Source organism: Paenarthrobacter sp. NPDC089675 (genome assembly GCF_044749185.1).
Taxonomy (GTDB): Bacteria; Actinomycetota; Actinomycetes; order Actinomycetales; family Micrococcaceae; genus Arthrobacter.
Genome location: NZ_JBIVHM010000009.1, coordinates 1 through 25,922, shown reverse-complemented (window position 1 = coordinate 25,922; position 25,922 = coordinate 1). Strand labels below are relative to the sequence as shown.

The 25,922-nt window shown below is 62.9% G+C and carries 25 protein-coding genes and 1 pseudogene; 18 read left to right on the top strand and 8 right to left on the bottom strand.

Features of this window, described 5'->3' with window-relative positions; all coding sequences use genetic code 11:
* Nucleotides 1–7: 7 nt before the first annotated feature.
* Together ACIPY2_RS17530 and ACIPY2_RS17525 are read right to left on the bottom strand one after the other, a co-directional pair.
* Nucleotides 8–661 (bottom strand): hypothetical protein, encoded by a 654-nt coding sequence (locus ACIPY2_RS17530; protein ID WP_400267673.1) that lies wholly within the window; start codon nucleotides 659–661, stop codon nucleotides 8–10.
* 218 nt (nucleotides 662–879) lie between these two features.
* Nucleotides 880–2,460 carry an alkaline phosphatase D family protein gene (locus ACIPY2_RS17525; protein ID WP_400267672.1) on the bottom strand — a complete coding sequence of 527 codons (1,581 nt, stop codon included), beginning with the start codon at nucleotides 2,458–2,460 and terminating at the stop codon, nucleotides 880–882.
* 184 nt (nucleotides 2,461–2,644) lie between these two features.
* Between ACIPY2_RS17525 and ACIPY2_RS17520 the strand changes: the two genes are divergently transcribed.
* Nucleotides 2,645–3,703: a YhcG family protein gene (locus tag ACIPY2_RS17520; protein WP_400267814.1), complete on the top strand. Its 1,059-nt coding sequence runs from the start codon at nucleotides 2,645–2,647 to the stop codon at nucleotides 3,701–3,703.
* On the opposite strand, the gene ACIPY2_RS17515 is transcribed toward ACIPY2_RS17520, so the two are convergent.
* Nucleotides 3,692–4,624, bottom strand: coding sequence for an NAD-dependent epimerase/dehydratase family protein (locus ACIPY2_RS17515; RefSeq protein WP_400267671.1), 933 nt, complete (start codon nucleotides 4,622–4,624; stop codon nucleotides 3,692–3,694). The genes ACIPY2_RS17520 and ACIPY2_RS17515 overlap by 12 nt on opposite strands.
* A 136-nt stretch (nucleotides 4,625–4,760) precedes the next feature.
* Here ACIPY2_RS17515 and ACIPY2_RS17510 point away from each other — a divergent pair, with 136 nt between their 5' ends.
* From ACIPY2_RS17510 to ACIPY2_RS17480, 7 genes are all read left to right on the top strand, one after another.
* Nucleotides 4,761–5,480 (top strand): TetR/AcrR family transcriptional regulator, encoded by a 720-nt coding sequence (locus ACIPY2_RS17510; protein WP_400267670.1) that lies wholly within the window; start codon nucleotides 4,761–4,763, stop codon nucleotides 5,478–5,480.
* Nucleotides 5,481–5,502: 22 nt separating this feature from the next.
* Nucleotides 5,503–6,303: an oxygenase MpaB family protein gene (locus ACIPY2_RS17505; protein ID WP_400267669.1), complete on the top strand. Its 801-nt coding sequence runs from the start codon at nucleotides 5,503–5,505 to the stop codon at nucleotides 6,301–6,303.
* Entirely contained in the window at nucleotides 6,296–7,189 is an 894-nt protein-coding gene (locus ACIPY2_RS17500; protein WP_400267668.1) for a DUF817 domain-containing protein, read from the top strand. The genes ACIPY2_RS17505 and ACIPY2_RS17500 overlap by 8 nt, the downstream gene beginning before the upstream one ends.
* 216 nt (nucleotides 7,190–7,405) lie before the next feature.
* Nucleotides 7,406–9,271, top strand: coding sequence for a molecular chaperone DnaK (gene dnaK, locus ACIPY2_RS17495; protein ID WP_400267667.1), 1,866 nt, complete (start codon nucleotides 7,406–7,408; stop codon nucleotides 9,269–9,271).
* Between the two features lie 2 nt (nucleotides 9,272–9,273).
* Nucleotides 9,274–9,945, top strand: coding sequence for a nucleotide exchange factor GrpE (locus ACIPY2_RS17490; RefSeq protein WP_400267666.1), 672 nt, complete (start codon nucleotides 9,274–9,276; stop codon nucleotides 9,943–9,945).
* A gap of 106 nt (nucleotides 9,946–10,051) precedes the next feature.
* Nucleotides 10,052–11,026 (top strand): DnaJ C-terminal domain-containing protein, encoded by a 975-nt coding sequence (locus ACIPY2_RS17485; RefSeq protein WP_400267665.1) that lies wholly within the window; start codon nucleotides 10,052–10,054, stop codon nucleotides 11,024–11,026.
* Between the two features lie 10 nt (nucleotides 11,027–11,036).
* Nucleotides 11,037–11,474: a heat shock protein transcriptional repressor HspR gene (locus ACIPY2_RS17480; protein ID WP_400267664.1), complete on the top strand. Its 438-nt coding sequence runs from the start codon at nucleotides 11,037–11,039 to the stop codon at nucleotides 11,472–11,474.
* Here ACIPY2_RS17480 and ACIPY2_RS17475 read toward each other — a convergent pair.
* Nucleotides 11,471–11,854 carry a hypothetical protein gene (locus tag ACIPY2_RS17475; RefSeq protein ID WP_400267663.1) on the bottom strand — a complete coding sequence of 128 codons (384 nt, stop codon included), beginning with the start codon at nucleotides 11,852–11,854 and terminating at the stop codon, nucleotides 11,471–11,473. The two genes, ACIPY2_RS17480 and ACIPY2_RS17475, sit on opposite strands and share 4 nt — an antisense overlap.
* Before the next feature lie 274 nt (nucleotides 11,855–12,128).
* On the opposite strand from ACIPY2_RS17475, the gene ACIPY2_RS17470 reads away from it, so the two are divergent.
* On the top strand, nucleotides 12,129–12,443 hold the full coding sequence (locus ACIPY2_RS17470) for a DUF3040 domain-containing protein (protein ID WP_400267662.1): 315 nt from the start codon (nucleotides 12,129–12,131) through the stop codon (nucleotides 12,441–12,443).
* Here ACIPY2_RS17470 and ACIPY2_RS17465 read toward each other — a convergent pair.
* Nucleotides 12,388–12,816 carry a hypothetical protein gene (locus tag ACIPY2_RS17465; RefSeq protein ID WP_400267661.1) on the bottom strand — a complete coding sequence of 143 codons (429 nt, stop codon included), beginning with the start codon at nucleotides 12,814–12,816 and terminating at the stop codon, nucleotides 12,388–12,390. The two genes, ACIPY2_RS17470 and ACIPY2_RS17465, sit on opposite strands and share 56 nt — an antisense overlap.
* Before the next feature lie 96 nt (nucleotides 12,817–12,912).
* Entirely contained in the window at nucleotides 12,913–13,563 is a 651-nt protein-coding gene (locus tag ACIPY2_RS17460) for a hypothetical protein (protein WP_400267660.1), read from the bottom strand.
* 125 nt (nucleotides 13,564–13,688) lie between these two features.
* On the opposite strand from ACIPY2_RS17460, the gene ACIPY2_RS17455 reads away from it, so the two are divergent.
* From ACIPY2_RS17455 to ACIPY2_RS17425, 7 genes are all read left to right on the top strand, one after another.
* Nucleotides 13,689–14,033 carry a hypothetical protein gene (locus ACIPY2_RS17455; protein WP_400267659.1) on the top strand — a complete coding sequence of 115 codons (345 nt, stop codon included), beginning with the start codon at nucleotides 13,689–13,691 and terminating at the stop codon, nucleotides 14,031–14,033.
* 210 nt (nucleotides 14,034–14,243) lie between these two features.
* Nucleotides 14,244–15,044 (top strand): GNAT family N-acetyltransferase, encoded by an 801-nt coding sequence (locus tag ACIPY2_RS17450; protein WP_400267658.1) that lies wholly within the window; start codon nucleotides 14,244–14,246, stop codon nucleotides 15,042–15,044.
* Nucleotides 15,045–15,231: 187 nt separating this feature from the next.
* Nucleotides 15,232–15,897: a GntR family transcriptional regulator gene (locus tag ACIPY2_RS17445; RefSeq protein ID WP_400267657.1), complete on the top strand. Its 666-nt coding sequence runs from the start codon at nucleotides 15,232–15,234 to the stop codon at nucleotides 15,895–15,897.
* Nucleotides 15,894–17,069 (top strand): MFS transporter, encoded by a 1,176-nt coding sequence (locus ACIPY2_RS17440; RefSeq protein WP_400267656.1) that lies wholly within the window; start codon nucleotides 15,894–15,896, stop codon nucleotides 17,067–17,069. Before ACIPY2_RS17445 ends, ACIPY2_RS17440 begins: the two co-directional genes overlap by 4 nt.
* Nucleotides 17,070–17,112: 43 nt before the next feature.
* Entirely contained in the window at nucleotides 17,113–17,886 is a 774-nt protein-coding gene (locus tag ACIPY2_RS17435) for a hypothetical protein (RefSeq protein ID WP_400267655.1), read from the top strand.
* 99 nt (nucleotides 17,887–17,985) lie between these two features.
* Nucleotides 17,986–18,291, top strand: a complete 306-nt coding sequence (locus tag ACIPY2_RS17430) for a hypothetical protein (RefSeq protein ID WP_400267654.1) — start codon at nucleotides 17,986–17,988, stop codon at nucleotides 18,289–18,291.
* Nucleotides 18,288–18,458, top strand: a complete 171-nt coding sequence (locus tag ACIPY2_RS17425; protein ID WP_400267653.1) for a hypothetical protein — start codon at nucleotides 18,288–18,290, stop codon at nucleotides 18,456–18,458. The genes ACIPY2_RS17430 and ACIPY2_RS17425 overlap by 4 nt, the downstream gene beginning before the upstream one ends.
* Before the next feature lie 863 nt (nucleotides 18,459–19,321).
* Here the strand turns inward: ACIPY2_RS17425 and ACIPY2_RS17420 are convergent.
* A pseudogene (locus tag ACIPY2_RS17420) lies at nucleotides 19,322–20,050 on the bottom strand (FG-GAP repeat domain-containing protein); the annotation flags it as partial.
* Nucleotides 20,051–20,195: 145 nt separating this feature from the next.
* Nucleotides 20,196–23,597 (bottom strand): SNF2-related protein, encoded by a 3,402-nt coding sequence (locus ACIPY2_RS17415; RefSeq protein WP_400267652.1) that lies wholly within the window; start codon nucleotides 23,595–23,597, stop codon nucleotides 20,196–20,198.
* Nucleotides 23,598–23,762: 165 nt separating this feature from the next.
* On the opposite strand from ACIPY2_RS17415, the gene ACIPY2_RS17410 reads away from it, so the two are divergent.
* Entirely contained in the window at nucleotides 23,763–24,611 is an 849-nt protein-coding gene (locus ACIPY2_RS17410) for a hypothetical protein (RefSeq protein ID WP_400267651.1), read from the top strand.
* Nucleotides 24,612–24,768: 157 nt separating this feature from the next.
* Nucleotides 24,769–25,716 (top strand): hypothetical protein, encoded by a 948-nt coding sequence (locus ACIPY2_RS17405; RefSeq protein WP_400267650.1) that lies wholly within the window; start codon nucleotides 24,769–24,771, stop codon nucleotides 25,714–25,716.
* The last annotated feature ends 206 nt before the right edge of the window (nucleotides 25,717–25,922 follow it).

Here is a 25,922-nt window from a genome sequence, read left to right as displayed (position 1 = left end):
GGCGGGCTCAGGTCCACCGGATGATGACCGGCAGGCTGCTGGTGCTGGCCGAGACTTCCCGTTCAGTGCCGCGTACTGCCACGGCAAAGTGCTGGAGTTCGTCCGCCGAGGCCAGGACCTCGAAGTGGCCGGTCGCATCGCTGACGACGGCGGTGGCGGAGGAATGGGCGTGGATGTAGGCGTCGGGGATGCCTTTGTTGTGGACGTCCACCAAGCGTCCATGGATGCGCCGGGCAACTCCGGTCTTGGCGATGAGTGGCTCCAGGACAGGCGGTCCGGAGGGTTCTTCGAAGCGGAGCGCTACCGGTATGCGGACCAGGAAACCTAATCCGTCGCGGATGCTCTGCTCGTATTCGCCGGGCCGGTATTCGCTGCTGGAGACGATTGAGTACTGGCTGTGGCGTTCCACCGAGAGGAGGAGTTGTTCCATGTTGTCGAGTTGCTCGGGTCCGTGGCATTCCACGGCAACGCGCAACTCCAAGTCCAGGACCGGACCGTCGCGGCGGGAGCGGCCTACCCGGTTAAGCGCGACGGCGTGGACGGTGACCGGAACGTCCGCCGGGGTATCCGCGCCGTTGGGGGAGCCGTCGTCGTACCTGACGCGTTGGGGAGCGACGGCGTCGGAAAGGACGCCGAGAAGGTCGGACAGTGACGATCGCACATAGCCCACGGCAGAACCCCAGCTTTAAGGTGATCCACAAACGTAACTGGGAATAGGTTACTCCCGCTGTTGCCCGTAGTCACTGGGGAAACAGGGATAACTCCATTCGATTGAAGACGGCCCAACTGGGGGACAGCAACCGTTCCACTGAGCCGTCAATGGAGCAGGTGCTGTCCCCCAGTTGGGAGGTCCCCCAGTTGGGAGGTCCCCCGGACGGGTTAGGCCAGGCCGGGTACGCCGTCGTTGATGGTGAAGGACTTATTCGTGCTGACCGGTGCCCCCGGTTTGGTGACGTAGTCCAGCACCCGGAAGTCCGCGGTCATGGCGTCCTTGGTGATGCGGGTGTTCACGTAGCCGCGGTTGTCGTTGTAGAACTTCAGGTGCGGGTTCCATACCATGGTCGGGTCCGTGGTGGAACCTGTTCCGTCGCCTGTGGAGGTGATGGACGAGCACACCAGTTCCGAGCCCACCACGGGCGAGGCCAGATCCTTGTAGTCCACCTTGAGGTCGGTGGCCCAGTGGCGGTGGACGTCGCCGGTAAGTACGACGGCGTTGCGCACCTTCGCGTCCAGCCAACCTTGGGTGATGCGGCGGCGGGAGGCGGCATATCCGTCCCAGCCATCCATGGAGACATCGTCGATCTCGGGGGCTTTGTCGCGGTCCCGTTCGGCGAAGAAGACCTGCTGGCCAAGGATGTCCCACCGCTGGGTGGAGGTCCGGAATCCGTCCAGCAGCCACTGTTCCTGTTCGGCTCCGGTGATGGTGCGGTTCTCGTCCAGGCGCTCGGCCACGTTCTTCCGCCAGCCGTCTCCGGCGAGCTGGTCGTCGCGGTACTGTCGGGTGTCCATCATGTGGAAGTTGGCGAGCTGGCCCCACTGGATGGTGCGGTAGATCTTCATGTCGAAGCCTGCCGGGAGCGACGACGGACGCAGCGGCATGTTCTCGTAGTAGGCCTGGAATGCCGCGGCGCGACGTTGCCGGAAGTGCTCGGTGGTGTCGTTGAGCTGGGCAGGCTCGCTATTCTCCGGAATGTCGTTTGCCCAGTTGTTGTCCACTTCGTGGTCGTCCCATACAACCAACCAGGGCGCTATTGCGTGTGCGGCCTGCAGGTCGGTATCGGCTTTGTACTGGGCGTGACGCTGGCGGTAGGTCGCCAGCGAGACCGTCTCCGGCCCCTCGTGGTCGCGTGGGTTGCCACCCGCAATCACATAGCTGCCCTTCTTGTATTCGTAGAGGTAGTCGCCCAGGTGGAGCACCAGGTCGGGGTGGTCTTCTGCGAGGCGGGAGTACGCGGTGAAGTAGCCGTGCTCGTACTGGGCGCAACTGGCAAAGGCCATGGCCAGCGCAGCCGGCGTTTCTCGCGGCGCTGGGCTGGTGAGGGTGCGTCCGACGGTACTGAAGTGTCGGCCGGTGCGGAAGCGGTAGAAGTACTCGCGACCTGGCTTGAGGCCTTTGAGCTCGACGTGCACTGAGTGGGCGGTTTCGATCCGGGCATGCTCGACGCCGCGGGTTACAACCCGGCGCATGGCCTGGTCTTCGGCCACTTCCCAAGCGACGGCGACGTTGCGTGAGGGCATCCCGCCCAGGCCATCCTCGGCGACGGGGTTCAAAGCGAGGCGGGTCCAGATGACGAAGCCGTCGGGCCACGGCTCGCCCGACGCGATGCCGAGGGTGAATGGATCGGTGCGGAGACCGGCGTCGTCCGCTGTTGAAACGGCCATCGCGCTGACGGGGACAGCGGCAACCAAGCCGGCGCCCAGGCCGGCGGAAATGAGGGATCTGCGGGTGATGTTTTCCATGCGCTCGACGCTAAGGAAGCTTAGTTGACAGACGTCGAGGGTGGTGTGAATGGGTGGTTAATTGTGTGACAAGAGCGGTTAATCACGGGACCCGTGCGATTCCCCATGGCCTGGAAGCTCCGGGTCGGCCATGAATGTCAGTGCCTGATGTGAGGCTCAACCCATGGAAGTGAATCCCAAAGTCATGACCGACTCGCGCGGTCTGTCCTTGCCTGAGGGCTACACAGATCTTGTGACCACGCTCAAGGAACGCGTCCGGTCCGCGCGTCTAACAGCCCGTCGAACTGTCAACACACAACTGATCGAGCTGTATTGGTCGATCGGAAAGACGGTTTTGGAACGCCAACAGGTGGAGCAATGGGGGACCGGAGTCATGGGGCGCCTGGCTGACGACCTGCGGGCCGAGTTCCCTGACATGAAGGGCCTGTCCAGACGCAACCTCTTCTACATGCGGGCCTTTGCCGCTGCTTGGCCCGACCCAATTGTGCAACAAGCTGTTGCACAATTGCCGTGGGGCCACATCACAGTCCTCCTGGATAAGGCCGAGCACCAACGTCAAAGAGATTCGTACGCCGCCGCGGCCGTTGAGCACGGGTGGTCCCGTAACGTCCTCCTGAACATGATCATGAACAGGACCCTGGAAAGGACTGGCGCAGCGCCGTCGAATTTTGTCCAACAGCTTGTTGGACCAGATTCCGAGTTGGCCCAACAAGTCGCAAAGGACCCGTACAACTTCGAATTTCTCGGCCTGTCCGGAGAGGTTGCCGAGCGCGACTTGGAACTTGCCCTGACCCGCCGGATCACCGAGACCCTGCGGGAACTCGGACCAGGTTTTTCGTTCGTCGGCCGACAGGTGCACTTTGACGTTGACGGCGACGATTACTACGTCGACATGCTGTTCTTCCACATGGACCAGAACCGATATGTCGTCATCGAACTCAAGACCGGAAAGTTCCAGCCGGAGTACGCCGGTAAGCTGAACTTCTATGTGGCCCTCGTTGATGACATGCTGCGCAGGGAGCATCACAACGAAACCATCGGCATTCTTATCTGCGGCACCAAGAACGACCGCAGCGTCCGGTACAGCCTCGGCCGCTCCACCTCGCCCATGGCAGTCGCCGCCTACACCTATGACAAACTCCCCGCTGCCGAACAACGAGCGCTACCTAACGAAGGGCACCTCGTCGCAGCCCTCGACTGGGCCGAACCCGATGACGATGCAGATGAGCTGTCAATCCCGTGATGCCACGCGGCCCTGCCACCACGCCACCGTTGCCGCCGCTGCTTCCTGCAGGGGAGTCGGTTCCAGGCCCAGCAACCGTTGGCTCTCGATCGAGTCCATGACGAACGGGCGCTCGAATTGGTACAGCATCTCCACCAGTTCGCGCATGTCCGTGGAAAAGACACCGGCGAGGCGCATCACCCACCCTGGTACGGCAGTGACCTTGGGATTCCGCACTCCGGCCGCCATGGCGTACGCGCCGGCCAGTTCGCGCTGGGTCATCGCCGGTCCCGTCGGCGCATGCAGCACACGGTTCCACAGCTCGGGCTTTTGCGCTGCTGCAATCATCGCCGCAGCAAGGTCCGGGACGTACGTAAACGAATGTGGCTGGTCCGCACTGCCCAGTACCTGCACGGTTTTCCCGCCGAGCACCAGGGGAACCACGCGTTCGCCTGCGTGCGCCATGAGAACCCGGGGCCCAAAGAAGTCGCCCGCCACCATACTGACCGCGTTGGCCGCGTGCGCCGCCCGCGCTTTCAGCAGCTCCGTCCGGACGCCACGCTTGCCGCCCGTCGCCCCGCGCGGTCCGGCCTCGGTCATGATGCGGTCGGGCTCGCTGTAGGAGTAGAGGCTTTCAGGAAATACGACGACGGCGCCCGCGGCCGCCGCTGCATCCATCACCACGCGCTCGGCCTGGGGGAGTTCGGCGGCCCAGTCGACTGCCCGGTATTTGGATCCGTGGATGCAGTGGAAGACGGCTTCTGCTCCGGTCACGGCGTCGGCCAACTGGGCGGCCTTCGAGGCATCCACCCGCATCCGTTGAATGAGCGGGTGTTCGGGGCCGCTTCCTGAGCGCGTCAGGACGCGGACGTCGTGGCCTTGGGCTGCGAGTTGTTCAGCGACGGTCCAACCGACTGGTCCTGCTCCGGTAACGACGTACATGGGATTCTCTTTTCTGGAGTGCCTGATAGAACGAGAGCACTGCTCTCTCAATTCCAGAATCCACTCTGCAGTTTCAAAAGTCAAGAGCACTGCTCTCAATGGTTTACGCTGCTCTCATTTGTGAGAAGCTGTTCCTATGCCGCCAACAGCCGAAGCAAAGCCACCTACGCCCAGGGAGCGGGCACGCGCCCAGACCATTGCCGACATTGTCCGGCTGGGACGTGAACACTTGGCAGTCCATGGCGCAGCGGCCCTTTCCCTCCGCGCCGTTGCCCGCGATCTCGGCGTCGTGTCGTCCGCTGTGTACCGCTACGTGGAGAATCGCGACGAACTCCTGACCCTTCTCCTTATTGACGCCTATAACGAACTCGGCGATGAGGTGGACGGGGCCGTCGACGCCGTGGACGGCCAAGACTTCGCCGGGCAATTCCGGGCACTCGGGAACGCCGTTCGGAACTGGGCGCTTCGAGAGCCAGCCAGTTACGCGCTCCTGTTCGGCAGCCCCGTCCCCGGGTACCAAGCCCCTGGCGAGCGGACCACCGGTCCCGGCACCCGGGTCATAGTGCGCCTCGTGGGGATTTTCGACGGCGCGTACCGGGCCGGCGCGATGGATGCGGAGGTGGGTCCCGACGTCGTTATTCCTCCCAAGCTTGCCGGGGACCTGGCGAGTATCCGCGCGGAGATGGGGCTCGCTGCACCGGATGCGTCGCTCGCGCGGGGCGTGCTGGTGTGGACGTCGTTGTTCGGGGCTGTCAGTTTTGAGGTGTTTGGGCAGTACGGTGCTGACACGTTTGCCGCGCGCGAAGAGCTCTTTGGGCATCAGCTTTCCGTGCTGCAGAAAGTCGCCGGGCTGTAAAGGGCGGAAGTAGAGTATTCGGATGGCTCGTGGACTGGCTGACATCGGGGCGGAGGGCGTTCTGCTCGCCGGTGCCGGGCGCGCCATTCTCCTGCAAATCGCCGATCCCCGGGTGGGTCATGGCGTGGCGGACCACAGTAATTTCGTTGACCGTCCGCAGGATCGGCTCAAGGCCACGCTGACCTACGTCTACGCCATTGTTTACGGCTCCGAGGAGCAGGTCACGGCGGTTCGCCGCGCAGTCAATCGCGCCCACGCGCCCGTCCGTCGCACGGCCGACGGGACGTCCAGCGGCTACAGCGCTTTCGACGCCTCCTCGCAACTGTGGGTTGTGGCCACGTTGTACAACACGGCACTCACTGTCTACGAGCAGGTCCATGGAACGCTCGACGACGAGACCGCGGACCTGATGTACCGGGACTATGCGCGGATTGGGACAGCGCTGCAGCTGCCTGCGGACATGTGGCCGGTGGATCGGGCGGCGTTCGCCCAGTACTGGAACGAGCAGTTGGCGGTTCTGCGGCCGGACGAGAAGGCACGAAAGATCGCCCGGGACTTGCTCTATCCGGTGGGCGGTCCTGCCCTCATGCGGCTGGTAATGCCGGTGGCCCGGTTCCTGACGGTTGGCCTGTTGCCCGACCACCTCCGGCAAGGATTCGGCTTCGACTGGACGCCGGTGCATGCCCGGCGCTTCGACAGGACCATGCGGGTAGTGGGTCGGGTGTATCCCCGGTTGCCGCAGCGGATCCGGCACTGGCCTCGGGACTACTGCCTGAGTACCTTGAAGCCGACCCCGCTCCGGGACGCTGTGCCGCATGCGTAATTCCACCTCGGTTGAGCGGTCCATTGATGCCGTCGCCCACCGCTACCTGGACCGCTCTGCCGGACGACTGCGCGCCGGGCTCACGGAGTTCGTAGTCTTCGGCCTGAAGCAGGCATGGGCCTGCGTTTTCGGGGCCTCCCTGTTGGCCGTAATCATCGGTGTGCGTCTGTGGTACCCCTCCGAGGCGGACCTGGCTAGCAACGACTTCCTGACCCTCGCGGCCGTGGCAATCCAAGTGCTGATGGTTGTCTTCCGGCTGGAGACCTTACGCGAGCTTCGCGTGATCGTCCTGTTCCATGTGGTGGGGACGGTCATGGAGCTGTTCAAAACCGATGTTGGCTCCTGGTCCTATGAGGCGGACGGCATCCTCCGCATAGGCGCGGTTCCGCTGTTCAGTGGCTTCATGTACGCGGCCGTGGGCTCCTACATGGTGCGGGTGTTCCGGCTGTTCGACCTCCGCTTCGACCGCTACCCACGCCGTTGGATCACGGCCCTTGTGGCGGCCGGGATCTACCTCAATTTCTTCTCGCACCACTACATCTTCGACTTCCGCTGGGTGCTGCTGGCCGCCGTCGTCCTTGTTTACGGCAGGTGCGTGATGCATTACCGGGTGTTCCGCAAGCGGTTCCGCATGCCCATCCTGGTTTCGTTCCTGCTGGTGGCGCTGTTTATTTGGTTCGCGGAGAACATCGGCACATGGTCCCGTGCGTGGCTCTACCCGAACCAGTTGAATGGGTGGCAGGCTGTCTCGATCGACAAGCTGCTGGCGTGGTTCCTGCTGATGATCATCTCAGTGGTGCTTGTGGCGTGGGTGTACAAGCCCGAGCCACCTGAGAGGCGTCAGCCCAGCAGTCTGCCAGTTCACGCTGAGCGAAACCAGCCCTAAATTCCGCGTGATTCCGGGCCTTCTGCCTACCAAGGAAGCAAACTTGAGCGTACTTGACTCAACTTTGGATTGACATCGTTCCGAGGCTGAGTACAGTTGAGTGCAGAACGCTCAACTAGCCGATTGTTGAGTGGGCTCCCGAACCAGCAACCGCTCCAGCGGAGAGTGCTGGCGGGCGCAATCTTCAACATCGGTCATTGAAAGGAAAAACAAGATATGTCACGTGCAGTAGGTATCGACCTCGGAACAACCAACTCCGTGGTCTCTGTTCTTGAAGGTGGCGAGCCCACCGTCATCGCCAACGCAGAAGGCGGCCGCACCACGCCGTCCGTCGTCGCGTTCTCCAAGTCCGGCGAGGTCCTGGTTGGCGAGATCGCCAAGCGCCAGGCCGTCAACAACATCGATCGCACCATCGCCTCCGTCAAGCGCCACATGGGCACCGACTGGACCGTCGCCATCGATGACAAGAAGTACACGCCGCAGGAAATTTCCGCGCGTATCCTCATGAAGCTTAAGAACGACGCCGAGAGCTACTTGGGCGAAAAGGTCACCGACGCTGTGATCACCGTCCCGGCTTACTTCAACGACGCCGAGCGCCAGTCCACCAAGGAAGCCGGCGAAATCGCAGGCCTCAACGTCCTCCGCATCGTCAACGAGCCCACCGCGGCCGCCCTGGCCTACGGTTTGGACAAGGGCAAGGAAGACGAACTCATCCTGGTCTTCGACCTCGGTGGCGGTACCTTCGACGTCTCCCTCCTCGAGGTTGGCAAGGACGAAGACAACTTCTCCACCATCCAGGTCCGCGCAACCGCCGGTGACAACCGCCTCGGTGGCGACGACTGGGACAACCGCATCGTCGAATGGCTCCTGAGCCAGCTCAAGGTCAAGGGCATCGACCTCTCCAAGGACAAGATCGCCCTGCAGCGCCTCCGCGAAGCTGCCGAGCAGGCCAAGAAGGAACTTTCCTCCTCGACCAGCACCAACATCTCCCTCCAGTACCTGTCCGTCACCCCCGACGGCCCGGTCCACCTGGACGAGCAGCTGACCCGTGCCAAATTCCAGGACCTCACCAAGGACCTCCTGGACCGCACCAAGAAGCCGTTCCACGACGTCATCGCTGAAGCCGGCATCAAGGTTTCCGACATCGACCACATCGTCCTCGTCGGTGGCTCCACCCGTATGCCTGCTGTCTCCGAGCTCGTCAAGGAACTCGCCGGCGGCAAGGAGCCCAACAAGGGCGTCAACCCGGACGAAGTCGTGGCCGTTGGTGCTGCACTGCAGGCCGGTGTCCTCAAGGGTGAGCGCAAGGACGTTCTCCTCATCGACGTCACGCCGCTGTCCCTCGGTATCGAAACCAAGGGTGGCGTCATGACGCACCTCATCGAGCGCAACACGGCCATCCCCACCAAGCGTTCGGAGACCTTCACCACCGCTGATGACAACCAGCCGTCCGTGGCCATCCAGGTCTTCCAGGGCGAGCGTGAATTTACCCGCGACAACAAGCCGCTGGGCACGTTCGAACTGACGGGCATCGCTCCGGCGCCGCGTGGTGTTCCGCAGGTTGAGGTCACCTTCGACATCGACGCCAACGGCATCGTCCACGTGTCCGCCAAGGACAAGGGCACCGGCAAGGAACAGTCCATGACCATCACCGGTGGCACGGCACTGTCCAAGGACGACATCGACCGCATGGTCCGCGAAGCCGAAGAGCACGCCGCTGAGGACAAGGCCCGCCGCGAAGCTACGGATACCCGTAACTCCGCTGAGCAGCTCGCCTACTCGGTGGAGAAGCTGATCGCCGACAACGACGACAAGCTGCCCGAAGAGGTCAAGACTGAGGTCAAGGCCGACGTCGACTCCCTCAAGTCCGCGCTGGAAGGCACCGACGACGCCGCCGTGAAGACGGCGTTCGAGAAGCTCCAGGCTTCCCAGACCAAGCTCGGCGAGGCCATCTACTCGCAGGCCTCCGCAGCTGACGCTCCGGGTGCCGGTGCTGAAGGTGCTCCTGCTGGTGACAAGGCTGCCAACGACGAAGACATCGTTGACGCCGAAATCATCGACGAAGACGAAGCGAAGAAGTAGCCATGCCTCATCACGGCAACGAAGCAGAGCACTCTGACGAGCGCGGCGCCAACGAGGGATCGGGCCAGCAGAAGCCGGTTATCCGGGACAACCGCAAGGTTGACCCGGAGACCGGGGCCGCCCGCCACCCCCAGGGCGAAGCGGGTGTCGAAGGCAACGCTGCTCCGACGGACGGCGACGCCCTCTCCCAGGCTGAGGAAATCCTCAACGGGGTAGAGGTGCCGGCTGAAGAGTCGGTGGCCCCCGGTGCGGCAGCCGAAGCTCAGGCAGCGGAGCTCCGCAACGACCTCCTGCGCCTCCAGGCTGAGTACGTCAACTACCGCAAGCGCGTCGAGCGCGACCGCGCCGTAGCAGGGGAGATGGCCGTCATCGGCGTCCTGAACTCCCTGCTTCCGGTACTGGACGACGTCGACGCTGCCCGCCAGCACGGTGACCTCGAAGACGGCCCCTTCGCCGCCATCGCCACCAAGCTGGAGAACGCGCTCAAGACGTACGGACTGGAACGCATCGCGGACACTGGTGTCGAGTTCGACCCCACCATCCACGAAGCACTCATCCAGCAGCCCGGCGAGGACATCCAGGTTGACACTGTCAGCCAGGTGCTGCGCTCCGGATACCGCTCAGGCGAGCGTGTCCTCCGCGCAGCCCAGGTGATCGTCGCGGTTCCCGCTTAAGGTGAGTTAGTCGCAGCGCGAAGTGGAATATGGGCCTCAGGAGTGGCTTCGGGGGCCCATATTCCACGTAGCGCAAACGCAACAACAGATGTGAAAGGAAACGCTCTTGGCCAGCCAGGACTGGGTTGAAAAGGATTTTTACGCGATCCTTGGTGTTGCCAAGGACGCGTCCGACGCTGACATCAAGAAGGCTTACCGCAAGCTTGCCCGGCAGTACCATCCGGATACCAACGCCGGGGATGCTGCTGCGGAGAAGCGGTTCAAGGACATTTCCGAGGCTTACTCGGTGTTGTCGAGTCCTGAGGACCGGCAGCAGTATGACGCCATCCGTGCCATGGGTGGCGGCGCACGGTTTGCTCCGGGCGCAGGACGTGGCGGTGCAGGAACCAACGGCGGGTTCGAGGACCTGTTCGGCGGCCTGTTCGGCGGCGGTGCCGGGGCTCGTCAACCGCAGGGCGGCGGTATTCCGCCTGAGTTCGCTGACCTGTTCGGCGGCGGTTTTGGCGGAGGCCCCACGGGCTTCCAGCGCGCACCGCAGAAGGGCTCGGACCGCACCGCGTCCACCACGATCTCGTTCGCGGGTTCCATCAAGGGCACCACGGTGAGCCTTCGTGAAAGCAACGGGAACGTCATCGACGTCAAGATTCCGGCGGGAATCAAGGACGGCCAGAAGGTCCGCCAGCGCGGCAAAGGCAACGTTGGCCCGGCCGGGAACGGCGACCTCATCATCACGGTCAACGTGAAACCCCACGATTTCTTCCAGCGCGACGGCGACAACATCCGCGTCCACGTACCCGTGACGTTCGCGGAAGCGGCGCTCGGCGCCACCATTGAAGTTCCAACGCTCGACGGCGACACCGTCAAGTTGCGTGTCCCGGCGGGCACCCCTGCTGGCCGCACTTTGCGTGTGAAGGGCCGGGGGGTGAAGACATCGAAGGCGACCGGCGACCTGCTGGTGACCATCGACGTCGCTGTTCCCCAAAACCTGAACAAGGAAGCAGAGGAAGCGGTGAAGGCGTTCGCTGCCGCCACCTCGGACGCCAATCCGCGTCACGACCTGGCCGCGAAGGCCCGGTTGTAAGGAGAGGGTCATGGCAATCGACGTCAACCAGCCGATCTTCGTCATCTCCGTCGCCGCGGAGCTTGCCGACATGCATCCGCAGACGTTGCGCCAGTACGACCGGCTGGGCATCGTCTCGCCCAGCCGCGCGCCGGGCAAATCCCGGCGCTATTCGCAGAACGATGTCAACAAGCTGCGGGAGGTCCAGCGCCTGTCACAGTCGGGCGTTTCCCTGGAGGGCATCAAGCGGATCCTGGACCTCGAAAACCAAGTAGCCGCCCTGCAATACAGGGTGGCGGAACTGACCGAGGAACTGTCACGACGCCGGACGCCGGTGGACGCGAGGATCTTCGCAGCGGGAGCCGCCGGAGACGTGGTGAGCCTCGCCCGGGGCCAGCGACCGCGCGGAAGGTCCCAGGCCGTCGTCGTATGGCGTCCGCGGCAGGGTGAGAACCAGAACCTGGGCTAAACAGCCGGCCCGCGGCGGTCCCACCGGACCACTACCTTGGCCGCACCCTGTTCGGTCCGCTCCACCTCGGTCACGATCTCGGACTCAGCAGCGCCCATCCCGCGGATCTGCTGCTTGTACTCCTCGATATGGGCTGCGAGGGACTCTTCGGTCCATTCGCCCGGCCGCATGCGCGTGGAAATTTCCACGGGCTCGGTGGGAACTACCAGCTCCTGGGGCTGGACGTCATTCGGGACGCTGTCCGTTCGGCGTACAGGTTTTCCCTCGGGAGCCAGTATCCGCCAAGCAAAAGCGCCTCCGGCGATACCCGCCAAGAGGCCTGCGAAGATCAACCAAGCCGCGCGGCCGCGCTGGGGGCGCGCGTCGACTCCTGGCTTCACTCGGTTCGATATTTTTGCAGATCGTCGTGCCATGGGAAGAATCGCCTTCCAGTTGGTTTGCCGTACGTCATGCCGGGGTGCCTTCCTAGCTTGTCACAGTATCGCCGCACCTGCGGGTGGTTGACCGTAGCGGGGCCAAGGAAGCGAGCCTGTGGCTACTCTGCACAAACCGTCAGATAATGAAGGCAGGGCACGGCAAGCAGGGTACGTGCAGAGGGATGAGCGGTGGACGCCGAAGTGCGCCGTGGAACTCGTGGGATGAGGAATGATTCCGATGTCGTTATCGGAGGAAGAGCGCAGAAGCCTCGAAGAGCTCGAGCGTGGCCTTGCCGCGACGGATCCCGATCTGGATTTGCAGTTGAAGTCCGGCCGGCTGCGGGGGACCGCAGCCCGGATGGTCATCGGCGGCCTGGTGTTGCTTGTTGGCTTCGCACTGGTAATCGCCGGAATCATTACCCAGATCCTGATAGTGGGTGTTGCCGGGTTCCTTGTTGCCGGAGGAGGCGCTTACCTGCTCCTGAGCAGACTGGTGCTTAGGCGCCGTCTTCGCCGGTACGGGCAGGACGGTCCGGATTCTCCGGGTGGCTGACGGGAGCGGGTTCGCCGGAGGGAACCATCTTCCGCCAGGCCAGCACCGCTCCGGCAATAAGTCCAACCGCCGCGATCAGAGCCACCCAGGCCGCGCCACCGGAACGGCTTTTCGGCGAGCTGCGCCGAAGCGCCCGGGTTGCCCGTTTCACTGCCGCCTCGGCTGACCGCCGGGCCCTTTTTGCCGTCTTCCGGTTCCCCGTCAGTGTCAGCATCACTCCCTGCACCACCGAAGGAACATCTGCATGGTTGATGCGGGACAACGCCCATCTGATGACGGCATCAGTCTGAGACGAGGTTCCCTCCGCTGCGTACCTGACCCAGTCCGCAGCAAGGTCCTGGACTGCGGGAACGATTGTTTTAGCTGTGTACATGGTGACTCCCGGCGGAGTAGATGACTTCGCTTGCCAGCCTACGCCGCCGGGATCGTCGCGAACAGCTCGCCCGGAACGAGTCAGCCCGGAACCAAATCAGTCCCGGATTACCGAGGCCAGCTCCACCGGCTGCTCCAACCCGGACCACGAGCCCTGCAGCGTGAGTTCAGCGTGGAGCTCCGGCGCAGCGGCCGTGTTGACGGCGGCATCGGCGGCCACATCCACAACCCGGTTCACCTTCAGGCGGAGCCCGCCGGCGTGGATGATGGTGACGCCGCTGCCCGATACAGGTGCTGAAGCGCTCAAGGCGGGAACTTCGCCGTCGGGCGTTCCGCTGCCCGTGACCGTGACGCTGCTGGGCCGGGGCTCCGACTCGCCCTCCACCAGCAAGCTCGCTTCTTTTTGGCCGGTGAGGATCGCCGTGGCCAGCGCTTTCACGTACACGGGATCGGCGCAGGCGTCGTAGACCCAGCGCTTTCCGAGTACGGAGTGTTCCATGGTGCCGATGAGCCATTCGTGGGCGCCGCCCAGCTCGTGGCCCCGGTAGCTCAGGGGGACTTGGTAGATGCGGTCACCTGCGGCAACCACGTGGGTCTCAATACCGACCTCGCCGGCGGGATCGTCGAACCGGTAGGCGCCGATGAGCTCCGGTTCGCCGTCCTGGATGAACCACGGCTGCGTGGGCAGGTAGTCAGCGATGAGTTCAAGCTTGGTGGGGGACAGGGTTGCTTTATGAATGATCGCCATGTCCCCCAGCCTAGGGCAGCTTGAAGACCCGAAGGACATTGGACGTCCGCATCACGGCGCAACCGTGCAGCTTGCTGCCTGAAACGCCCTTTACAATCGAAGGGACGTCGACCATTGAGGGAATCATGAAGAAACTCACCACTGTCCTGATCGCTGCCGGGCTGCTCGCCTCGGCTTCCGCTTGTTCAGCACCGCAGCTGACCACCGCGCAGACCTGCGACAGGATGGCCGCCGCCGCTTCCGGGCTCACCCAGAACAACAACAAGACGGCAAGCAACCGTGTAGCCAACGCCATCCGTCCCATCGAGGGCGTCGCTTCCGACGAGATGAAGCCGGTGGTGACCTCCATCCTGGCGTTGCTCGATGAGCAGGCGAAGGAAAACCCGGATGAAGCAAAGCTCGGGGACCTGACCACCGCATACCAGGAAGCCGGCACCAAGTACGGCCAGCTCTGCAACGGCGGCCAGTAGCACTTTCAGGACGCTCTCTCACCTACCACCCCTGAAACGCGATCGCTCTCTCGTTAAGTGAGAGAGCGATCGGCTGGAGGGGCGGTTTGGTGAGAGAGCGTTTTTGCTTTCTCGTCAGGAGTCCAGCACCTTGAAATGACGGGGTCGAGGGTGGCCGAACATGGCATGAACCAGCAGAATTTTCGGTGTCGCTGCGGGTAGGCTCTCGGAATGACCCAGCCTGACATCAAAGCCCGCCTTCTTGCTGCCTACGATGAGCAGCTCCGCACCGACGCGGAGACTCCGAGCGCCCTCACGGTGGCCGAGCGCGGACCACTCCGCCTGGTGACGTTCCTGGGTGGACGCGGTTTCATCACGTACCGGGACCTGGACGGAGCCGATCAAGAGGGAGTCCGACGGCTTGTCTCGGAGGCCATGGCCTACTTTGAGGGCCTGCCTGAAATCACCAAGGTGGAATGGAAGACCCGGGGGCACGACCACGCCCCACGGCTCCATGAAACACTCCTGGAGCACGGCTTCACGGCGGATGCGCCGGAGTCGATCATGATCGGCAAAGCCCGGGCGCTCAGCGCGGACGTGCCATTGCCTGACGGCGTGACGCTGCGCCGTGTGGTTGACGAACCTGACGTCCGGGCCATGAGTGCCATGCAGGATGAGGTCTTCGGCGAGCCCGTCTCGGACGAGATGGCCGGTGCCCTTCTTCGCCGGCTTTCGCTCGATGACGCCATGGAACTGTGGGTTGCCGAGTCCGGCGGTGTCATCATCAGTGCCGGCCGACTGGAACCCGTACCCGGCACCGACTTTGCCGGCATCTGGGGCGGTGCTACCCGCCCGGAATGGAGGGGCCGCGGGATCTATCGGGCCCTGACGGCCCGCCGTGCCCAGTCGGCGTTGGCGCACGGCAAGACGTTGATTAACAGCGACTCCACCGAGTTTTCCCGCCCAATCCTCGAGCGATCCGGTCTGGTCAAGGTGTCCACCACTACGCCCTACCGTTGGTCGCGGAGCTGACCGACCCAGATGCTACGTCCGACCAGCCGGAACAGGACCCAGGAATCCTCCGGAAGGTCGTTTCATACCCCAAATGAATAAGCGGTCCCTTACTGGACGCAGCATGCGTTCTGGGTCCGTCTTGCGACGGACGTAAACAGCCTGTATAGATGTATACAAGTACACGCACCCAGACCTTGGCGGCAGCATGGCAGCATCACAACCCCGGAACACCGGCGCTCACCTCGTTTACACGGAGCTGAAACGGCAGATCCTGGACCTTGAACTCAAGCCAGGCACACGGATCTACGAACCCGCAATGGCAACGTCACTGCAGGTCAGCCGGACGCCGCTGCGCGAAGCGATCCGCCGGTTGATTTCCGAGAGCCTCCTGGAGCAACAGCCCACCGGGGGGGTGCTGGTTCCGCTGCTCGATGAGACGGCAATCTCCGAGCTCTACGACGTGCGGGCGGCCTTGGAATCCCTCATGGCGCGTGAAGCATGTGCCCGCGCTACAGAGGCCGACATTGACAAGCTGCAGGGAATCCTTGAGCGCAACGCTGCCATGGTGGGCTTCGCGGACGAGGCCATGAAGTACGGCGTCTCCCTCCACGCCACCATTGCCTCGATCGCGGGAAACTCCTGGGCCCTGCGTTTCCACGGGCAGATCGCCAGCCAGGTGGAACGCTACCGATACTTCACCAACAACTCGCCGGAACGCCGGGAAGAGGCACTCGCAGATCATCGCTTGTTGGTGGCAGCCATGGCGACAAAAGACGCAGAACGCGCGGCGAAGATCGCGTTCGAGCACGTCATGGGAGCCCGGGACGAGACACTGCGCATGATCTCGGACAAAGGCCTCGACGTCGAATGATCGGCGAACTCGGGCGGCGATCGTCCTCGGCACTCCTTCTCCATTCGGCGTTGATCCAGGCCGTGACGTTCCTTGTCCGGCCGGCCGCCACGTACCGCGCCCTCGAACTCGACGTCCCCGCCTTTGCCCTCGGCGTCCTCGCGGCCAGCTACGCCGTCTTTCCGTTGCTGCTTGCCCTGCCGATCGGCAATCTGGTGGACCGCTTGGGTGAGCGTCGGCTCATGGCTGCTGGGTCCGCCGTCGTGCTTCTTTGCTCAACGTTCCTGCTGTTCTGGGGGACGTCCGTTGGGGCGCTGATCACCGGAACAGCACTGCTCGGTGCCGGGCAGCTGGCCTGTGTTGTGGGGCAGCAGGCGGTGGTCGCGAACAACGCGGCTTCTTCCCGACTCGACTCCGCGTTCGGTTACCTGACGTTCGCTGCCTCGTTGGGCCAAGCGCTGGGACCGCTTGCCATTTCCGTTGTCGGCGGTGCGTCCGTTCGTCCGGACACCCAGGCGATCTTCATCCTTGCCGTTGCCATGGGCCTGGTCCTTTTTGGCACGACTTTCTTGATCTCTTCGCGTGTAAGCAGCGGTCGACGTGCCTCCCGGTCCGCCGAACCACAGAGGGGCAGCGCTTTCGCCTTGCTCCGGGCGCCCGGGGTTGCCCGTGCTTTGGCCACCAGTGCCACCGTGTTGGCCGTGGTGGATCTGACGGTCGTCTACCTGCCCGCTTTGGGCGCTGAGCGAGGCATCACCGCCGCCACCGTTGGCCTCATGCTGACCGTCCGGGCCGTGTTCTCCATGGTCTCCCGCATAGGTTTGGGCAGTGTTTCCCGCAAACTGGGGCGGATGAAGCTGCTAGTCCTCAGCCTGGCTGTTTCCACAGTGTCCCTGGCCGTTGCCGCGATTCCGATGCCGGAATGGCTGTTGTTTGTTGTCATGGCCTTCCTTGGCCTCGGTTTGGGAATTGGCCAACCGCTCACCATGTCCTGGCTCTCCGCGCAGGCGCCTCCAGGTCAACGCGGGCGGGCTCTTGCACTGCGGTTGGCCGGAAACAGGGTTGGCCAAGTGATCCTGCCGAGTGCCATTGGCGTGGTGGCTGTTGGTTTGGGTGCGGCCGGAGTCTTCCTGGCCTCTGCCGTTGCTGTTGGCGGGACGATGCTGATGCTGCGGGGCGTGCGGCTGGACTGAGGCGTCCGAAGGGGCGGCGAGATAGCTGTATAGACTGCGGAAAATGTTGTTGGAAGTCGGGGCCAAACGAAAAGTGGCTGAGTCCGGATCGTCGTCCGTTCGGTTCGGTGAAGAACCCAAGCAGCCGGGACAGTGGGCCGGGAGGCGGCTGCTCTGGAATGGAGACAAGGCTGCGTTCAACCTCTCTTTCTGGTGCGGAACCTGTCCGTTGGTTTTCGAACGCCTGGAAGGCGCCACGGATACAGTTTCCATCCCCGAGGTGCAAGGCCAATTGAAGTTTGGGGTTGATGGCATCGACCACGCCGTACTTAGTGCGTTCGAATCAGTTCTTCCGGCGGGGTCCTACATTCCCCTGTTGCTCGAAGTGCAGCCGGAACTGGTGTATCCGGGGAAGCCAGGAGACTACTTCAGTGAAGAGCAAGTAGATACCTGGGGCCTTTCAGGTTTTTGGGGCGTGCCCGAGCATCCGCGCACCCCGTACTACCGCACATGGCAGGCCCCCGTTGATGCAAGGGCTCATGCATTCGAGTTCGTTGTGCCTATGGTCCCACCAACATGGAATGACAACGGCCGGGTGGCGGAGTACTCTGCCATACTGGCAGATGTCTCGACACCGACTGCAGTGGCTGTTTCAGTTCTTGATGTCTGCCAGCCGGCTATGGACAACGGTGCGGACTATTACGCTCACTGGGGTCTTGTGCATTTCCTCTTGGACGGTCATCACAAAATGCAGGCCGCCGCGGAATCCGGCCGGCCACTGCGCCTGTTATCGTTGCTCCGCGCGAATCCTCCGGCACCTCGAAGGGCCTCACAGTAGGGAGGGTCTTCACGTTCAACTCCTACAACGCTGTGCATCCGTCATTTTCCGCGGGCTCCCCTCACCGCTAATTAGGCAGACATGGAGGGGGCCTTTGCCATGGAAAAGAGCACGGTTTTCCGGATGATGGATCCGGAGGCGCTGTCGGCGCGGTACAACAAAGCCTGGGAGTACTTCCTGCCCGGTGACGAAGTCGATATCGACTTTGCGGGGGGGGGGGGGGTAATGGCTGGTGTGGTACAGGACGTCATGCCTGACGGAACTGGTCTTTGGATCTACGTCAATGGAGTTGGCAGGCGACTGTTCGGCGCCGAGGAAGGCGTAGAAATCAGGGTGGTTCGGAAGGTCCCCCGCCCAGACATCACCGCCAACACAAACTCGAAAGACGAATGGAGGCTCTTTTGAAATTACACATCTTGGCGGCGGCGGTCGCACTGGTAATCGGCGGCGCCGGGGCCATTATCTCCAACCCCGCGGTTGGCGTTGCAATGGGTATCTCGGTGTTCGCCGGTGGCTTGGCAGATGCGAAACGCCGTCAACGACTGTCAACCGGCCGCAATGCTGCGCCTTGACACTTTTACGCATATTGAGGTTCGATTGACGTAGCCCACCTCCTGCTGGGGGGTTGGGAAGTTAAAGCCAGGATCCCCGCCGGTTGACGGGACCTGGCTTTCGCGTTTGTTGAGTCGGATCAGATGATGTGTCGGCTGATGTGGCCCCGGAACATTCTGAGCCATGTGGCATCTCCCGCTTCAGCGTCGCCCATGGCGCCAAGAACCTGATCGGGTATCCAGAGCATCGGTTCTTCTGAAGGAAGTTGAATCTCGACTCGGAGTGACTCAGGCATAACTCTTCGACCTCGCAACTTATCGACGAGGTGCATGTCGCGTGCGTTGAGAGATCGCGTGCGGGACTCAAGGAAGACTGACGTGACGCCTAATGCGCCCAGCTTCCGAGAACAGCCTTTCCATGCATTTGGCTCGGGCCCGTTCTTGTCGCCGGGGTTCAAGAGGCGCTGCCACGACGACGATGTGAGCTGCGTCCAGCGCTCCCAAGAGATCAATGGACAGTTTCTTCGCCCGGGTGTCCATGTCCCTCCAATGCAGCTTTGGGCCGTCAGTCAGGATGGATCGCAAATCATCCCGTGCAACGCCACAACGCGATGGGTCAGCCACGGCCGCGCCAAGCATGTACATGGGTTCTTTGACGTTCACAGTTCGCATGCTTTCGTCCACCCAGGCATGCAGTTCAAATGAAACCTCTGCCTGTCTGATCATTGTCACCTAGGGCTCATTAGCTCGAATGTTGCTGAATGAGAGCAGTCTATTACTACTAAGCGGTGAGTCCCGGGATCTAAGGTCGCGGACGCGATGCAGGCGTCCGACGTAAACGTGACGGCGGCCTCCCAAATCCGGGAGACCGCCGTCGAACGTTTCTAGAGGATTGCTGTCATGGCGTCCCAGCCCCAGCCCACCGCGAATCGCGGCATCCAGCCGCCCCTGCCGTCGCCGGGGTAGTGCCACAGGACACCCTCGGTGTCACGGGCCAGGAGATCCGCGGTCCCGTCCGGTGCGAAGTTGCTGTTGAAGTCGCCCGGAGCAACGACGGCGGTCATGGAGTTCCAGCCCGAGCCCACCTGGACGCGGGGGAGCCAACCGGAGGAGCCGTTGCCGGGGTAGAGCCACAAAGTACCCGCGGTGTCGGTGGCAATGACGTCGTGCTTGCCGTCGCCGTTGAAGTCGCCCGGGCCCACGATCGAGGTCATGACGTTCCATCCGGCGCCCACCTGGACGCGGGGGAGCCAGCCGGAGGAGCCGTTGCCGGGGTAGAGCCACAGGACACCGGAAGAGTCCCTGGCCAGAATGTCGTGTTTGCCGTCGCCGTTGAAGTCGCCCGGGCCCACGATCGAGGTCATGACGTTCCATCCGGCGCCCACCTGGACGCGTGGGTACCACTCGCCGTAGCCATTGCCCGGGTAAAGCCAGAGCACACCGGCCGCGTCGCGGGCCAACACGTCGGGTTTGCCGTCGCCATTCAAATCACCGGGTGCCACCAGGGACGTCATGGCATTCCAGCCCGAGCCAACCTGACCGCGCGGAGAGAACTGGCCGCCCGATTTCCCTGGATACAGCCAAAGGGTTCCCGCGGCGTCCCGGGCCAGCGTGTCAGCAGCGCCGCGGCCGCGGCCTGCTTGGGATTTCTTAAGATTTCATGCTTCGAAAACGGCAGGTCGGTCACTGCAGTTCCCCCTACTATGTGCCAGCGACCACATTTCCTGGGCCGGAGGAGAGTCTACAGCCACTTCGGTCCTACTCCGCGAACAGCGCCGCCAGGTCCTCCGCCGTCAACGAACCGCCAGCCAACGCGTCGCCTTCCATCACATCCGCGAACAGTTGCGACTTCTTGGCCTTCAACGCCATGACCTTTTCCTCGATGGTGTCTTTTGCGACCAGTCGATAAACCATCACGTTCCGGGCCTGCCCGATCCGGTGTGTCCGGTCCACGGCCTGGGCCTCGGACGCGGGGTTCCACCAAGGGTCCAGCAGGAACACGTAGTCGGCCTCGGTCAGGTTGAGGCCGAAACCGCCGGCCTTCAGCGAGATCAGGAAGACGGGCGCCGAGCCGTTCTTGAATTCGCTGACAACCTCGCCTCGGTTGCGGGTGCTGCCATCGAGGTAGCAATACTCGATTCCCTCGGCATCCATCCGCTCGCGGACCTTGCCCAGGAACCCGGTGAACTGGCTGAAGATCAGGGTTCGGTGCCCCTCGGAGATGATGTCCTCAAGCTGCTCAAACAGGACGTCAAGCTTGGACGAGCGCACCGCGGACAACGACGAGTCCACCAGCGACACGTCCAGGCTTAGCTGCCGCAGCAAGGTCAAGGACTGGAAGATCGTGAAGCGGTTCTTGTTGACGTCGTCGATCAGGCCGAGGATTTTCTGCCGCTCACGCTGCAGGTGGGTTTGGTAGACCTTCTGGTGGCGCGGGTTGAGGACCACCTCGAGGACCTGCTCCTGTTTGGGCGGCAGGTCTTTGATGACTTGTTCTTTGGTGCGGCGCATCATGAGCGGACGGACACGACGGCGGAGCTTGCCCAGCTGCGCGGAGTCACCATTCTTTTCCACGGGCTTTTGGTAGTTTTCGGCGAACCTCTTGGGGCTCGGGAACAGTCCGGGAGCGACGATCGACGTCAGCGCCCAGAACTCCATCAGGTTGTTTTCCAAGGGTGTGCCTGTGATTGCCAGTTTGAAGCGGGCAGGCAGTTTCCGCGCACATTGGTACGCCTTGGACTGGTGGTTCTTCACGAACTGCGCTTCATCGAGCATGAGCCCCGCCCACTGGAAATAGGCGTAGGCCTCGTAGTCGATGCGGAACAGCGCATAGGAGGTAATAACGACGTCGGCCCCCGCCATCGCTTCGGACGGCAACAGGCCACTCTTGGCGAAAGTCTCCGAGACCGTTCGCACCACCAAGCCTGGAGCAAACCGCTGCGCTTCCAGGGCCCAGTTGCTCACCACGCTGGTAGGAGCAACAACCAGGAACGGGGCCCTGTCATTGCCGCTGGACACGGCCAGCTCCTTCGCAGCGCAGATCAGCGCAAGAGCCTGCACGGTCTTGCCCAGGCCCATGTCGTCGGCCAGGACCCCGCCAAGGCTGTGCTTGTAGAGGAAGCTGAGCCAGTTGAACCCTTCCAGCTGGTACGGACGCAGCTCAGCGTTAAGGCCGGCCGGCAGCGGCAGCCCGGTCACGCCGTCGTCGAGCAATCCACCGACCGACTCACGCCACGCGGCTGCCTGCTCGTCCACGATTCCAAGCTGCGCCAGCTCGTCCCAGAGCCCCACCTGGAAGCGGCTGATCTGCAACGTGCCGTCTTTGTTGTCAGGGTTGTCCTGCAGCGAGCGGGCCTCGTCGATGAGTTCGCGGAGCTGGTGGAGTTCGGGAAGGTCCAGGGAGAAGTGGGCGCCGCTGGGCAGGAGCATGCGGGTTTGACCGGCGGCCAAGGCGGAGAAGACCGCCGCGAAGGAGACCGGTTCCCCCTCGAGGGTGATCACGATTCCGAGGTCGAACCAGTCGCCGCTCGCAGTTTCCTTGGTGGAAATCGAGACAACCGGCGCTTCCTCGGCCTCCCGGTAATCGGCGATGTCACCGGAGGTTTCAACCACGACGTCGGGAAGTTGCCTGAGTGCGGGCAGTACCTCTTCGGTGAACGCGAGGGTGTCCAGGCCGGCGAGTTCGGCTGTGGCGGTGAGCCGGGGTGCACCCCAGCCACCTGTTGAGGACTCCGCGAGGGCGGGGACGATCTCCCACGGGTGTCCCAGCGATTCGAGGATTCGGGCTTCCGCAGCGTCGTCCCGGTAGCCGCGATCTTCCGGGTGCCGCCACAGCGGTTGGGCAGTCACGAGGGTGCCCGAAGTGTAGTGCCACTCCCAGTGCAGCCGGACTTTGTGGTCGTTGCCGTAATTGGCCAACAGGGACAACGTGGGCACGGCCAGGGTGGGGAGCTCGACCGATTCGTCGGCGGCTTGCACCGGCGTCGACTGACGCAGCTTCGGGTAGAACGACGTCAGGAAGCGGCTCTCGTCCTCGGCTGGAATCCGCAGCGTGGAACCCTCAGTGACGAAGTCCAGCAACTCATCGCTGATGCTTCCTTCGATGGGTGCCAGGGCGATGAGGTTGTTCTGCGGGGCCACACCGGGCAGCGCCTCCGAACCGGAATGCGTGAAGAAGATCCCGTTGGCGGGCTTTCCGAGGAACCCCACGGATCCGGCATCGACCTCTTCCCCGCCCACCGTTACCGACGGCGAAAGCTGCAGGCCGCCGTCGGGCTTTCCGCCGTTGGCTTCCGGCCTTGCCAGGCTGAGTCCGACGACGGCGGGCCGGGACTCGATACGGACGGGCTCGCTTCCTGCGGCGTGAATGAGCGGAATGCCCACCTTCTTGGTTTCATAAAGGAGAGCCCAGAGGTTCTTCCCGGCGAAGTCGTTCAGGCTCAGCCACATGGCGCCGGCTGGTTGTTGCCGTCCGTTGGGGGTGCCGTGGGCGGCGAGGAACGTTTGGAGCCACTCGACCTGTGTCTCGTTGAACTCCCGGCGGAAACTGACGTAGCTGAGGTTGTTCCACGAGATGTCGCCACGGATCCATTTGCCCTTGGCGCCCATCATCATGGGGCGTACCTTGAGCTGCCGGACGCTGCGAACCGGGTCTCTTCGCCCTGTGTAGGAGAAGTGTGCGGCCGGTTCCTCCACCTCGAACTGGAGCGCGAGCTGGATTCCTGCGGGGCTCGGGGTTGCGCCGGGCTTTGTGATCAGCCTGTTGAGGGCGAGTTCCCAGGCCGGCCGGGCAGCGGCTTGCCCGGGGCGGGCGGTCTGCATACCCGGAGCCTGGGCCAACAGCTGCGCACGGATGGACGGGTGGTCCTCAGCCGTGAAAAGGAGGGCTGCCACGTGCTTGCAGTCCTTGCGGACCGGGCAGCTGCAAATGCCCACCGTGCAGCTCCAGCCGCTTGGCTTGCGGACCAGTTTTGCCGACGTCGAATATGGCTGCGGGGAGTTGCCGCGGACCTTGCCCAGAAGCAGTCCCGTAGCCGCATCGAAGGTAATCCCCGTGACACGGCTGCCCATGGCATAGGCCAATCCGGCCGCGAGGGAGCGGTCGTTGATGGCAGGTGTTTGTATGGCCAGTTCCCAATTGTCATCGGGGTGGGACGGCATGCAGGCGGCTACTTTCGGCAGGAGGTTATCTGCTCAATCTTAGTCAGCCCGGAGCGGCCCCCAAACTTCGCCCACCGTTAACCTCCACCTCGTTTGCGGCGCCATTCCCACGCGTACGTTGAAGATGTCCGGAGCACCACCAGCTTTCAGCAGTGAGGATTTCCCATGACTACCAACGAGTACCCCGTCGTCCTGAACAAGGCAGCCTTCGAAGCCGGCAATGGGGACGTTGTGGATTCCAACGTCAATGTAGTGAATGAGATGTACGCAGAACTCCTCAACAGCGACGAGATCGCACCGGCCGCCCTCAACAGCTACTTTGTTGACTTCTACCTGACGCAGGCACTCGCCGGTGGCTTCGCGCAGTACGTGTTCACCGTTCCTGAGCGCGAGGACGTGGACGCGTTCGTCCGTGCCGGGCTTGAGGGCATGGGTGCTGCACGGCACCTGGAGCTCTTCAACCGCACGGCCGCCGCTTTCGATGCCTTGAGTGAAGACGAAGCCGAGGCCTACCTCGACGGCGAACTCGATGAGTCGGAACCTGCTTCGGCATCGGTGGCTCTGTTGGATGAACTCGATGGTGAGTTCGAGGCACTCCTTGAGGAAGAGGACATCGTGGACCTCAACGCGGCATACCTTCGCAGCCAGCCGGAACTCCTGGTCCTCAATGACGAAGACCTCGAGGCCCACATCGCCGAACGTGTTGCCCTCATCCCGGATCTCGACGAACGCCAGGCCGAGGCGAAGGAAGAAGCACTCGCCAACGCCCCGGAGTTCGAGGTCATCATCCGCGAATTGTGCGACGTCGCCGGGTACACCCTGGAGAAGATCACCATGGGCGACCCCAACTACCAGCACGACGGCGAAACCATCCTGGCGTGGCACTTCTCCACCGACCACGGCGACTTCATCATGATCGAAGACGAGGACGAGGCCTTCATGATCCACCCGGAGACCAAGGAAATCATCGCGGCAGTGGAGTTCGAGGAGTCGGACGAGTTCGTGGAGGCCTAGCCTTCCGTGCTGTCTTCGCTGGGTTCGCGGGAACACTGCATGTTCTTAGGGAAGTTTCCGGACGGTTGGCATGATTCCCGCGAATCCGGCGAACGGCTGTCCACATAGCACTGCCACGGCCTTCTTCGGGTCGTTGACTGTTGGCGATGCTGGGTCGATGAGCACACTTTCAAGCCCATCCACATCGCCCAAACGCCGTGAACTCCCCGCCCTTGGAAACATGTGGCGGACCGAGCAGTTGCTTCGCATGGGTCACAACAGTCGAAGCATCAAAGCCTTGCTGGACGCCGGTCAAATCCATCGGCTGAGATACGGGTGCTACGTCAGGGCGAGCCGATGGGACGCGTTGGGTCCGAGCCAGCGTGCACTGCAACGAATTGCTGCCCACGCCCACGGCACTTTAACAACGTCCACAGGGGCCTTTGCCTATAGCCACCTCTCCGCGGCACGACTCCATGGCTTGTTTCTGTGGGGTGTCAACGACAAGGTCCATGTGTTGCACCCTGTCCGCCCCTCCGCTGACCGTTGGGGAAAGGACGTGCAGGCCCACACGGAGGCTTTGCCCGAGGACGAGGTCAGCACGGTCCGGGGCTTGAGGGCCACAACGCTTGAGCGGACGGTTTCCGACTGTGCTCGGATGCTCAGTTATCCCAAGGCCCTGGTCATCGTGGATCACGGGTTGCGGTTGGGCGCCAACCGGGCCCTGGTTGAAGAACTGGCCGACGCCTCTGCGGGCAAACGGGGTGTCCGGATTCTGCGCAAGGCTCTGGAGAACGCTGATGTTCGCGCAGAATCGGCCGGTGAGACGCTGACGCGGGAACTCATGCAGCGCCTGCGCATCAGGCTCCCCGAGCCGCAGTTCAAGGTGCGAACCAGGCTGGGCGAGCACCGGATGGACTTCGCCTGGGAGGAGGAGAAGCTCGCGCTGGAGTTTGACGGGCGGACCAAATACTTCGACTACAAACCCACGGAGGAGGTCATCTTTCAGGAGAGGCGCCGCGAGAAGGCCCTCATGGAAGATGGCTGGCGCTTTATTCGGATCGAGTGGAAGGACTTGTTCCAGGAACACGCTTTCAAAGAACGCATTCTCCGGGCGCTCAGATGATGGCGACTGCGCTCAGTTCGCGGGAACCCTCCTAATCGCATGGAAATTCGGTATATATCAAGCTGTTTGTGACAGCTGGGTGGTTTTTCTGTGGTTGATTCCGGCGGTGGCTGGTATTCCTGGCGCGGTGGGTCTGCGGTGGTATCTGTGAGGGTTGCGGGCGTAGCAGGCATCGAGGGTTTGTTGTCGTTGCCTGCGCGCTTGTT

Coding starts and splice junctions, on each gene's coding strand:
- ACIPY2_RS17525 (WP_400267672.1), bottom strand. CDS start 2,460: ATGGAAAACATCACCCGCAGATCCCTCATTTCCGCCGGCCTGGGCGCC.
- ACIPY2_RS17520 (WP_400267814.1), top strand. CDS start 2,645: ATGACCGACTCGCGCGGTCTGTCCTTGCCTGAGGGCTACACAGATCTT.
- ACIPY2_RS17515 (WP_400267671.1), bottom strand. CDS start 4,624: ATGTACGTCGTTACCGGAGCAGGACCAGTCGGTTGGACCGTCGCTGAA.
- ACIPY2_RS17510 (WP_400267670.1), top strand. CDS start 4,761: ATGCCGCCAACAGCCGAAGCAAAGCCACCTACGCCCAGGGAGCGGGCA.
- ACIPY2_RS17505 (WP_400267669.1), top strand. CDS start 5,503: ATGGCTCGTGGACTGGCTGACATCGGGGCGGAGGGCGTTCTGCTCGCC.
- ACIPY2_RS17500 (WP_400267668.1), top strand. CDS start 6,296: ATGCGTAATTCCACCTCGGTTGAGCGGTCCATTGATGCCGTCGCCCAC.
- dnaK (WP_400267667.1), top strand. CDS start 7,406: ATGTCACGTGCAGTAGGTATCGACCTCGGAACAACCAACTCCGTGGTC.
- ACIPY2_RS17490 (WP_400267666.1), top strand. CDS start 9,274: ATGCCTCATCACGGCAACGAAGCAGAGCACTCTGACGAGCGCGGCGCC.
- ACIPY2_RS17480 (WP_400267664.1), top strand. CDS start 11,037: ATGGCAATCGACGTCAACCAGCCGATCTTCGTCATCTCCGTCGCCGCG.
- ACIPY2_RS17470 (WP_400267662.1), top strand. CDS start 12,129: ATGTCGTTATCGGAGGAAGAGCGCAGAAGCCTCGAAGAGCTCGAGCGT.
- ACIPY2_RS17465 (WP_400267661.1), bottom strand. CDS start 12,816: ATGTACACAGCTAAAACAATCGTTCCCGCAGTCCAGGACCTTGCTGCG.
- ACIPY2_RS17460 (WP_400267660.1), bottom strand. CDS start 13,563: ATGGCGATCATTCATAAAGCAACCCTGTCCCCCACCAAGCTTGAACTC.
- ACIPY2_RS17455 (WP_400267659.1), top strand. CDS start 13,689: ATGAAGAAACTCACCACTGTCCTGATCGCTGCCGGGCTGCTCGCCTCG.
- ACIPY2_RS17450 (WP_400267658.1), top strand. CDS start 14,244: ATGACCCAGCCTGACATCAAAGCCCGCCTTCTTGCTGCCTACGATGAG.
- ACIPY2_RS17445 (WP_400267657.1), top strand. CDS start 15,232: ATGGCAGCATCACAACCCCGGAACACCGGCGCTCACCTCGTTTACACG.
- ACIPY2_RS17440 (WP_400267656.1), top strand. CDS start 15,894: ATGATCGGCGAACTCGGGCGGCGATCGTCCTCGGCACTCCTTCTCCAT.
- ACIPY2_RS17435 (WP_400267655.1), top strand. CDS start 17,113: ATGTTGTTGGAAGTCGGGGCCAAACGAAAAGTGGCTGAGTCCGGATCG.
- ACIPY2_RS17430 (WP_400267654.1), top strand. CDS start 17,986: ATGGAAAAGAGCACGGTTTTCCGGATGATGGATCCGGAGGCGCTGTCG.
- ACIPY2_RS17415 (WP_400267652.1), bottom strand. CDS start 23,597: ATGCCGTCCCACCCCGATGACAATTGGGAACTGGCCATACAAACACCT.
- ACIPY2_RS17410 (WP_400267651.1), top strand. CDS start 23,763: ATGACTACCAACGAGTACCCCGTCGTCCTGAACAAGGCAGCCTTCGAA.
- ACIPY2_RS17405 (WP_400267650.1), top strand. CDS start 24,769: ATGAGCACACTTTCAAGCCCATCCACATCGCCCAAACGCCGTGAACTC.